Annotated in this window: 7 protein-coding genes and 1 tRNA gene; 2 read left to right on the top strand and 6 right to left on the bottom strand. The window is 66.0% G+C overall.

Annotated features, from left to right (window positions below; genetic code table 11):
• Positions 1-6: 6 nt before the first annotated feature.
• The 4 genes from AC1D14_RS17895 to AC1D14_RS17910 form a co-directional block, all read right to left on the bottom strand.
• Positions 7-627 (bottom strand): TetR/AcrR family transcriptional regulator, encoded by a 621-nt coding sequence (locus AC1D14_RS17895; RefSeq protein ID WP_230119960.1) that lies wholly within the window; start codon positions 625-627, stop codon positions 7-9.
• 1 nt (position 628) lies between these two features.
• Entirely contained in the window at positions 629-3,169 is a 2,541-nt protein-coding gene (locus AC1D14_RS17900; RefSeq protein WP_476968904.1) for a PEP/pyruvate-binding domain-containing protein, read from the bottom strand.
• The gene (locus tag AC1D14_RS17905; protein ID WP_476968905.1) at positions 3,162-4,796 is read right to left on the bottom strand and encodes an MDR family MFS transporter; all 1,635 of its coding nucleotides are present in this window, start codon (positions 4,794-4,796) and stop codon (positions 3,162-3,164) included. Before AC1D14_RS17905 ends, AC1D14_RS17900 begins: the two co-directional genes overlap by 8 nt.
• Positions 4,797-4,926: 130 nt before the next feature.
• On the bottom strand, positions 4,927-6,666 hold the full coding sequence (locus tag AC1D14_RS17910; protein WP_476968906.1) for a phosphoenolpyruvate carboxykinase (GTP): 1,740 nt from the start codon (positions 6,664-6,666) through the stop codon (positions 4,927-4,929).
• Positions 6,667-6,944: 278 nt separating this feature from the next.
• Here AC1D14_RS17910 and AC1D14_RS17915 point away from each other — a divergent pair.
• Positions 6,945-7,018, top strand: a tRNA-Arg gene (locus AC1D14_RS17915).
• 93 nt (positions 7,019-7,111) lie between these two features.
• Here AC1D14_RS17915 and AC1D14_RS17920 read toward each other — a convergent pair.
• Complete coding sequence (locus tag AC1D14_RS17920; protein ID WP_230121503.1) at positions 7,112-7,840, bottom strand: FadR/GntR family transcriptional regulator; 729 nt, start codon at positions 7,838-7,840, stop codon at positions 7,112-7,114.
• Between the two features lie 209 nt (positions 7,841-8,049).
• Between AC1D14_RS17920 and AC1D14_RS17925 the strand changes: the two genes are divergently transcribed.
• On the top strand, positions 8,050-9,510 hold the full coding sequence (locus AC1D14_RS17925; RefSeq protein WP_230121502.1) for a dihydrolipoyl dehydrogenase family protein: 1,461 nt from the start codon (positions 8,050-8,052) through the stop codon (positions 9,508-9,510).
• A 95-nt stretch (positions 9,511-9,605) separates the two neighbouring features.
• On the opposite strand, the gene AC1D14_RS17930 is transcribed toward AC1D14_RS17925, so the two are convergent.
• Positions 9,606-9,799 (bottom strand): transposase (locus AC1D14_RS17930; RefSeq protein ID WP_476968907.1); only part of this gene is annotated, 194 nt, incomplete at its 5' end.

Genomic DNA, 9,799 nt, shown 5'->3' on the forward strand with positions numbered 1-9,799 from the left:
CAGACTTCAGCGGACTGCCGGTGCCCCTGGCGGGCTGACCCCCAGCAACGGCAGCATCACCTCGTCCACCACCTGCACCAGGTAATCGTCCTCGATGGGCGCGGCCGAGAAGATGAATCTCTGCCGCAGCAAGGCGGGGCCCGCCTCGATTTTGCAAGCCGTGGCCAGGGCGGGGTCGCATTCGCCGCGGGCCACGGCTTGCTCGATGATGGCGCGAATGACCTTGACGACGTTGCCCCGCGCGTACTCGTGGATTTCCGCGGCCACTGCCGGGTTCTGAAGCGCCTCGCCCAGCAGCCCGCGCATGGCCTGCCCCACCACTCCTTGCAGTTGCTGCGCCACGTGCCGCAGGACTGCCAAGGCATCTCCGCGCAGGCTTCCGGTGTCGGGGGCGGACGCGGGGCTGGGCATCGCATCGTAGGCTGCCTCTAGTACCAAAGCTGCCCGTCCGGGCCACCGCCTGTAGAGCGAGGCCTTACTGGCCCGGGCGCGCTCGGCAACGCTGTCCATGGTCAGCGCGGCATAACCGGATTCGGCAATCTCTGCCCGAACCGCTTCGAAGATGGCGCTGTTCAGGGCAGCTCCGCGGCGGCGCGGCAGCTTGCGGTGGTCCTGCAGCTTCGGCATCTCAGGCCCCGTCCTCCGAGAGTGCCGGCAGGACCACTCCGCCGGTTCCGTCCACGAGTACGCGCTGCCCGTCGGCCAAGGTGCTGGTACCTGAACCAGTGCCCATGACAGCCGGAATCCCGTACTCCCTCGCCACGATCGCCGCATGCGAGCCGATCCCCCCGGTGTCCACCACGACCGCGGCGGCCCGCTGGAACAGGGGTGTCCAGGACGGGTTTGTATATGGGCAGACCAGGATCTCGCCACTGCGCAGCTGCCCGAACCCGGCAGGTCCACGGATCACCCGCACGGGTCCGCTCGCCTGGCCGCGGCTGGCTGGCGTTCCGGTGACAAGGGCCCCTTCCACGCGGCGATTACGGCCAAAGAGCAAAGCCTTGTCCAGCAACGGGATCCCCTCCAGCTCGCGCCGCTTCGCCGCCCGCGCCAGCACCAGTGGACGGAAACGCTCCCGGACGGAAGCCGGCAGCGCCCCGCCGTCGTCCGTGTCCGTGATGGACGCCAGCTCCTCGAAGCGCAGGTGGTAGACGTCGTGGGCCTCGTCGACCACGCCGGCAAGCACCAGGCGGCGGCCGAGCTCCTGGTACGCGCGGCGCATCGGCGGAATGACCTTTGTGGCGTAGAAGTGGCTATCCTCGCGGAACGCCATTCCGGTCCGTGCAGACTCGACGGAGGCCAGCACACTCCGGCACAGCGGCTCGAACCGGAGGGCAGGGTGCTTCGTCAACTCGTCCAGCGCCATCCCGGTCTGGTCGGCCGTCTGGAGCCGCTCGCCAAACATGGCTTTCACCAGCCCCAGCACCACTTCCGGCGCATCGGACCACGTGGGCGCACTGCTTAGAACAACGCTGATGGTTTCGCGGTGGCCGTATTCGAGCAGAAACGCTTTGAAAGCCTCGCGGAAGGCAGCATGTTCGGGTTCCTTTTCCACCAACTCCAGCAGCCGGCTTGGGTCCGATTCGGCAAAGGCGCGCGACAGCCCGGGATCATCGGCGGCAATCGCAGCCAGCCGTTCAAGGGCGCGGTTCGCCTGGCTGGTCCGGGTTTCCGCCCCCGCGATCAGCGCAGCCGCCAGCTTCACCTTGCCCAGCAGCAGGAGCATTAGGCGCATTTTTAGCAACGGTACGAATACTCCGGGCAAGTAGGAGACGCGCAGATCCGTGATGCCCCGCATCGTTGCGAAGGATTCTTCCACGAGCGCGACCACCGCACGCCAGCGCAACAGGCCGGGATCCTTCCCGTTCAGCTGCTCCACGTTCTCAAGAAACGCGGAAAACCGTGGATCCTGTGTCCAGTTGGCCGGATTGAACTGCCTCGCGCGGCGCACCAATGACACAGGCGCGGCAAGCGTGCGGATGGTCGGGTGCGGAATCGGCGGGACGAGCCGCACCACCACGCCGTCCTCCTCCGGGAGCAGCTGTTCAACGTTTGGGAAGACCACCCCCACGCTCCCGGCCATCCGATGCAGCATGGCCAGGATTCCCCGGCTCATCCAGCCGGACACATCCAGTGGATAGGGCCGTTCCTGGAACATCTCCATGAAAAACGGCCCCAGCCGGCGTTGGAAGGGGTTGAGCGTCTGCGGCTGGGGCGGCAGCGCCGTCATGGGCCGCGACTGCAGCACATACAGGAGTCCCCCAGCCACCGCCCATTCAATGTCCTGCGGCCGCCCGAAGTGCTGCTGTGCCCTCTGTCCCAGACGGGCCAGCTCCGTCAGCTGATCCGCGGCCAGCTCCGGCTTCACGCCCGGCGCACCGGGGTTTTCCTGTGTGCCGCCGCCCTCGGCCGCGCTGATCACCACTTCCCGGCCGCCGGGCGCAAAACTGAGCGCCTTTCCCGTGCGGTCCAGGACATAGTGTTCCGGCGTCACCCGGCCCGTGACCACCGCTTCCCCCAGCCCGGGGTTCGCGTCCACCACGATTTCACCACGCTCACCCGTGACGGGGTTTGCGGTGAACATGACACCAGCCGTATCGGCCGGCACCATTCTCTGCACGACGACGGCGATGGCCAGTTCCTGCGGATCGATCCCCTGACGCTGGCGGTAGGCAACGGCCCGGTCCGTCCACAGTGACGCCCAGCAGTCGGCGACCGCCTGGACCACGAGGTCCTCGCCCAGCACGTTCAAGTACGTGTCCTGCTGGCCGGCGAACGCGGCTCCCGGCAAGTCCTCCGCCGTGGCACTGGAACGAACTGCCACGGCTCCGCCACCCAGCTCCGCATAGGCGGCGCCGATTTCCTGCCTCAGGTGCCGGGGCAATTCAGTTCCGGCGAACAGGGCACGAATGGCTGCGCCGCGGCTTTCACCCTCAGTCGTGCCAACGTCCGGGCCCTCGCCGGGGTCAACGCTCAGGATGCCCTCCAGCGCGGCCCCCGCCCTTGTCTCCGCCAGGAAGGACAGGTACGCACCGGTGGTGACGATGAAGCCCGGCGGCACCGGAAATCCCTGGCGCACCAGCTCGCCCAGGGCAGCACCCTTTCCCCCGGCGGCGGCCATGTCCCCGGCGCTGAAATCGGCCAGCGGGGCGGTGGTCTTCTCAGTCATCCGGGGCTCCTCGTGGTTTGCGGTCGGCAGGGTTTGCAGCTTCGGACAGGGCGGGGTCCGGGTCGGCAGTATCTGAGTTGGCGGGGTCCAGGTTGGCGGGGTCCGAGAGCGCGGCGTCGGTGGGCACGGCGTCGGCATGTGCCGTGGTCCGCAGCTCCCGCTCGGGCAGGAAGAGCGTCAGGACGAATGCCGCGGCCAGCACGATGGTGGCATAGCCGAAAACCGGCGGAAGTGCGTGGCCGAACGCCTCGCCCACTGCACTGCGATCCGCAGCAGGCAGACGCTCAAGGGCCTTGGGCGTCAACGATTTGATGCTGTCCCCCAGTGCTGCTGCCAGCGGCGCGGGGACGGCGGCGGAGAAGCGCACAGTGATCAGGGAACCCAATACTGCCACGCCAACGGAGGCTCCCACCTGGCGAAGAAAGGTCACGGTGGACGTGGCTGCGCCCAGGTCACGCCGCTCCACGGAGTTCTGCACCACCAGCACCATGACTTGCATGACCAGCCCGATGCCCAGCCCGAGCAAAACCATTGAGGCCATCACCAGCCAGGGGCTGCTGCCCGAATCCAAGGTGCTGAACAGCCAGGTTCCGGGAACGGCCAGCAGCGTCCCGGCCACCGGGTACAGCTTGTAGCGTCCGGTGCGGGTGATCAGAGCGCCGGATGCCGCCGTCGTGAGCAGAAGTCCGGCCATCAGGGCGATCAGCATGCCGCCGGAAGCGGTGGCCGACATGCCCATGCCAACCTGCAGGAACGCTGGAAGGTAGCTCAGCGTGGCGAACATCGCGAAGCCGATCAGGAAGCTGACTGCCGTGGGGATCGCGAAGGCGGCGTCGCGGAACAGCGACAACGGAATGATCGGGTCCGCCATGCGGCGCGCGGCGAGCAGCCAACCGGCCAGGGCCGCAACAGCCACCGCCGCCAGGACAGGTGCCACCCAGCCCGGCCCCGGATAGCTGCCGCCGCTGCAGAGCAAGATCACCGAGACGATTGCGAGGCACAGCAAAGCCGCACCGCCATAGTCCACGCGTCGCCCGCGCGGAGTGTCCGGCAGCCGGAGCGTGAGGGTCACCACGGCGAGGGCGGCCAGGCCCAGCGGCACGTAGAAATAGAAGATCCAGCGCCAGGAGAAATGGTCCACCACCGCCCCGCCGGCAAGTGGACCGGCCACCGCGGCCACAATGAAGGCGGCGCCGATGATGCCAAGAAACCTGCCGCGGTCGCGCGGACTGACAAGTTCGCCAATGATCGCCTGCGCCCCGATCATGAGCCCTCCGCCGCCAATGCCTTGAATCGCCCGGTAGCCGATGAGTTCCGGCACGGTCTGCGCCAAGGAGCACAACGCCGCGCCAACAATGAAGAAGATCAGGGAGCCTTGGAGGACCCGCTTGCGCCCAAAGGCATCGCCGAGTTTGCCGGTCAGGGGCATTGCAGCCGTGGCGGCGACAAGGTAACCGGTGATGATGGCGGACATCTGGTCCAGACCACCCAGGTCTCCGGCAACGGTGGGCAGTGCCGAGGCCATGACCGTCTGGTCCAGGGCTCCGAGGAACATCACCAGCAGGATGCCAGGCAGCGCCGCCCTGATGGCAGACGGGATCCGTTTGGTGTGCTGGGCGTCGTCCATGGCCCGGTCCCTAAAGTTAGAGAACCACTAGTTCTCTAAAAACTACTCCCGCCGCATTCGCGGCACAATGGCCCGGCGCGGCTGCCGGGGTTTCCGGCGCAAAGTACGACGGCGGCCCCGCACCTTTGACTCAAAGGAGCTCGGTCTTCCACTCGGCGGGGTCGACGCGCACAGCCTCTTCCACCTGGGCCGGAGTCATGTCCAGGCCGGTCAGGTCGATGGAATCGCCCGTCGGAACGAATCCGATAGGCGTCTCCACCGCATTGGCCTTGCCTTCGAGTCGTTCGATGGCCCACTTGAGAACACGCGCGTTGTCCCCGAAGCCGGGCCAGGCGAAGCCGCCCTCTGCAGTGCGGCGGAACCAGTTGACCAGGAAGATCTTGGGCAGTCGTTCCGGATTGGCCTTGGCTGACAGGTTGACCCAGTGGTTCAGGTAGTCACCGGCGTCGTAACCGATAAACGGAAGCATGGCCATGGGGTCGCGGCGCACGACGCCGACGGCGCCGGCGGCTGCAGCCGTGGTTTCTGAGGAAAGCGTGGCGCCCATGAAAATTCCGTTGGACCAGTCACGGGCCTCCGTGACCAGCGGGATGGTGGTCTTGCGCCGTCCGCCGAAGAGGATGGCGGAGAGCTCCACACCGTTAGGGCTGTGGTACTCCTCGGCCAGCATGTCGATCTGGTCGATCGGCGTGCAGAAGCGGGAGTTCGGGTGGGCTGCCGGCTTGTCGGAGTCCGACGTCCAGGAGTTGCCCTGCCAGTCAGTGAGATGGGCCGGAACCTCTTCCGTCATGCCCTCCCACCACACACCGCCGTCGTCGGTAACGGCGACGTTTGTAAAGATGCTGTTGCCCTTGGCGATGGCACGCATGGCGTTGGGGTTGGTGCCCCAGCCGGTGCCCGGAGCCACGCCAAACAGGCCCGCCTCAGGGTTGACGGCGCGGAGCTCGCCTTCCTTGCCGAAGCGCATCCAGGTGATGTCGTCCCCGAGGGTCTCCACCTTCCAGCCTTCAATGGTGGGGTCCAGCAGGGCAAGGTTCGTCTTGCCGCAGGCGGACGGGAAGGCAGCGGAGACGTAGTACGTCTTCTGCTCCGGGGAGGTCAGCTTGAGGATGAGCATGTGCTCGGCGAGCCAGCCCTCATCGTGCGCCATGACGGAGGCGATGCGGAGGGCGTAGCACTTCTTGCCCAGCAGGGCGTTGCCGCCGTAGCCGGAGCCGAAGGACCAGATCGAACGCTCCTCGGGGAAGTGGACGATCCATTTGTCCGGGTTGCACGGCCAGGAAACGTCCGCCTGGCCGGGCTCCAGCGGTGCGCCGAGGGAGTGGAGGGCGGGGACGAAGAACGCGTTCGTCTCAGTGATCCGGTTCAGCACGTCTGTGCCGATACGGGCCATGATCCGCATGGAGGCAACAACGTAGGCGCTGTCCGTGATCTCCACGCCGAACTTGGGATCTTCGGCATCGAGGTGGCCCATGACGAAGGGGATGACGTACATGGTGCGGCCGCGCATCGAGCCGGAGAAGAGACCGCGGAGCTTCTCCTTCATCTCCGCAGGAGCCATCCAGTTGTTGGTGAAGCCGGCGTCGTGCTCTTTTTCAGAGCAGATGAATGTCTGCTCTTCCACGCGGGCAACATCGGCCGGGTCCGAAAACGCCGCGAAGGAGTTGGGGAACAGCTCCTGGTTGAGTCGCTTCAGCGTGCCCGCGGCGACGAGTTCGTCGGTGAGGAGGGTGTTTTCTTCTTCGGAGCCGTCGACCCAGTGAATCCGGTCCGGCTGGGTCAGCCCAGCGACCTCTTCGACCCATGCCAGCAGGCCGGCATGTGTGGTGGGTGCTTTCTCAAGCAGCGGCAGTCGCGCCAGGTGGCCCATTTCGGTTCCCTTCGTCGGGTTCGGTGGTGTGAGCTAAATGCTATTTGCGATCGTCTAGTCCATTTCGTGGTCAGACATGGGATGTCCAGCGCCTCCGGGACGAAAACCGCGGAAAATCAAGGGTGTCGGATTGCGATTTTCCTAAATTCGTGACGAAGGTCACATAGACCGGTCTAGTTACGTATATTACACGGCTTTCGATTTGGAACTACGGGAGTCCTCGCGTAAAGTAATTCGAGGTTCGGGGCGAGCGGAAAGTTTGCCAGGGACCAGAAGATGCGCCCATAGCTCAGCTGGATAGAGCGTCTGTCTACGGAACAGAAGGTCAGGGGTTCGAATCCCTTTGGGCGCACACCACGAAAGAATCCCCGGAATCATTATAGATTCCGGGGATTCTTTGCGTTAGGTGGCAGGTGCCCTGTCTGGGGCGGCGGCCGTCCGGCGCCTACTCGGCTACCGCATCCGAAATCCGGCGGCGAATGCCATCGAAGTGGTGCGCCAGGTGCTCGGACGCGCGGGCTTTATCGCCCGCGGCGACGGCCGTATAGATGTTGCGGTGGAGTGCGGCCACTGCGGCCAGATCCTCGGTGCCCGGCCCGATCTCGGTGTGGATCTTGCGATATACCTTCCAGAAGACGCCCAGCAGGTTGAGCAGCAGCTCATTGTTCAGCGGCTCGAACAGCCGGCTGTGGAAATCTGAATCGGCCTCCACGAACGTCTCCCCTGACTTTGCGAGTTCCTCCATTCGGACCACTGAGGCCTCGATCGCCGCGAGCTGCTCCGCCGTCATGACGTCCATCGAACTCCCGATGAGCCCTGATTCCAAGGCCTGGCGCACATCCACGAGCTGCAGCGCCTCTAGCCCGTGGTGCCGCAGCGACAGCCTCCCGCGGAAAATCAGTCCGTCCGCAAGCGCTTCAAAATTGCTGGGCGCCACGAACATGCCGAAGCCATGGCGGATTTCAATGACACCCAGGGCCTGCAGCACCTTGAGCGATTCCCTCAGGGTGTTCCGGCCTACTCCAAGGGCAACGCACAGCTCGTTCTCGGTGGGCAGGGCATCCCCGGCCTCGAGGTCACGGTCCAGGATGAGCTCCATGATGTCCGACTGCAGGGCGCGAAGGCGGGCCTGTGCACTGAACCGCGCCGGCGGAACCATGTTGGCGGGCGACATTGGAGCTCCTTTGCAACGGGTACTTTTCACACCGTAGCGGATGTCCCATGTCCTCCGGACGGCACGGCGCCATGTTACGGAGCGCCCGTCCCCCACGAATTGGAGTGCGGTGCCAGGCAAAGATCTGCTCCAACTGCCTGCCCGCCACGGATCCAGGGGCGCCACATCCGGCCCTCAAATCCGCCCCGGGCGGGGCGTAGGCTGGTGCCATGACGCCACATGTTGTTGAACGGGAATTCGATGTCATTGTGATCGGCGCCGGCGCGGCGGGCGAAAACGTCGCGGACCGGGTAGTGCAGGGCGGTCTTACCGCGGTACTCGTGGAAGCGGAGCTCGTGGGCGGTGAGTGTTCCTACTGGGCCTGCATGCCGTCAAAGGCCCTGCTTCGGCCGGGCACCGCGCTGCACGGCGCGCAGACAGTCCCCGGCGCCAGCGAGGCAGTCACCCGCACCCTTGACGCTGCCGCCGTCCTCAAGCGGCGTGATTCCTTCACCTCACACTGGCAGGATGACAGCCAAGTGAAATGGGTGGACGGTGCCGGCATCGAACTCATCCGCGGCCAGGGCAGGCTCACCGCCCCGCGGTCGGTGGAAGTAGCCGGCCTCGACGGCAACTCCTATGCGCTCACGGCGCGTCACGCCGTCGTGCTGGCCAACGGATCAACCCCGAACACGCCGCCCATCGAGGGCCTTGCCGGGATTCCGTACTGGGGAACCCGCGAAGCAACGTCCGCCAAGGAGGTGCCGGAGCGTCTTGCTGTCCTGGGCGGCGGCGTCGCCGGCACGGAGCTGGCCCAGGCCTTTTCCCGCCTGGGCTCGGATGTCACGCTCGTGGCCCGCAGCGGCCTCCTGGGCAATTTCCCGGCGGAAGCCGCGAAACTGGTCGCGGCGGGCCTCCGGGCTGACGGCGTGGAGCTCCGCCTCAACACCGGGACGCGAAGCGTCCGCGAAAACGACGACGGCTCCCTCACCGTGACGCTCGACGGCGGCGACACCCTTTCGGCGGACAAGCTGCTGGTATCCACGGGACGGCACCCCGCCTTGGAAGGGCTCGGGCTGGAGCGCGTCGGGCTGGGCGCCTCCGACGGTAAACGTCTGACACTCACCACCGACTCGACCGGCCTGGTCAACGCCGCCGCCGGAAGCGAGGACGGCCCATGGCTGTATGCGGTAGGGGACGCAGCCGGCAAGGCCCTGCTCACCCACCAGGGCAAGTACGAGGCCCGGGCCACGGGCTCGGCCATCGCCGCCCGGGCGAAAGGTGAGCTGGAGGGTACGCCGGAACCCTGGAGCCGCTTCGCGCAAACCGCCGATGAACACGCGATTCCCAACGTGGTGTTCACCGATCCCGAGCTGGCAACGGTTGGCCGCTCGGTCGAGCAGGCAGCGAAGGACGGCTACAACGTCGCCTCGGTGGAGCTGCCCATCTCTGTGGCGGGCTCGTCGCTGCACGCCGAGAACTACGAGGGCTGGGCGCAGCTGGTGGTCGACGAAGACCGCATGGTGCTGCTTGGCGCCACATTCGCTGGCCCCGACGTCGCCGAGCTGCTGCACGCGGCGACGATCGCCGTCGTCGGCGAAGTCCCGCTCGACAGGCTCTGGCACGCCGTCCCCTCCTACCCCACGATCAGCGAAGTCTGGCTGCGGCTCCTGGAGAAATACGGCCTCTGAACGGACACCCACCCGCCGCCGACACCGTGGGTAACGAACACGTGAGGCCCCGTTTTCCACGGGCGGTTTCTAGGGGTCGTTGCAACACCTGTTGGTTAGGTGGTTAGTAGTAAAGCACGTAAACGCTCGGCTGGGGTTTCCCAGCCGAGCGTTTTACGTGGCCGGCCGTTGAGTTTCTGAGCGACGAGTTCGAGGTCTTCGGGACCGTAGACGGACAAATCCGTGCTCTTGGGGAAGTACTGGCGCAGCAGCCCATTGGTGTTCTCATTCGAGCCGCGCTGCCAGGGGC

The sequence above is a fragment of the Arthrobacter sp. P1_B11 genome (assembly GCF_056406715.1).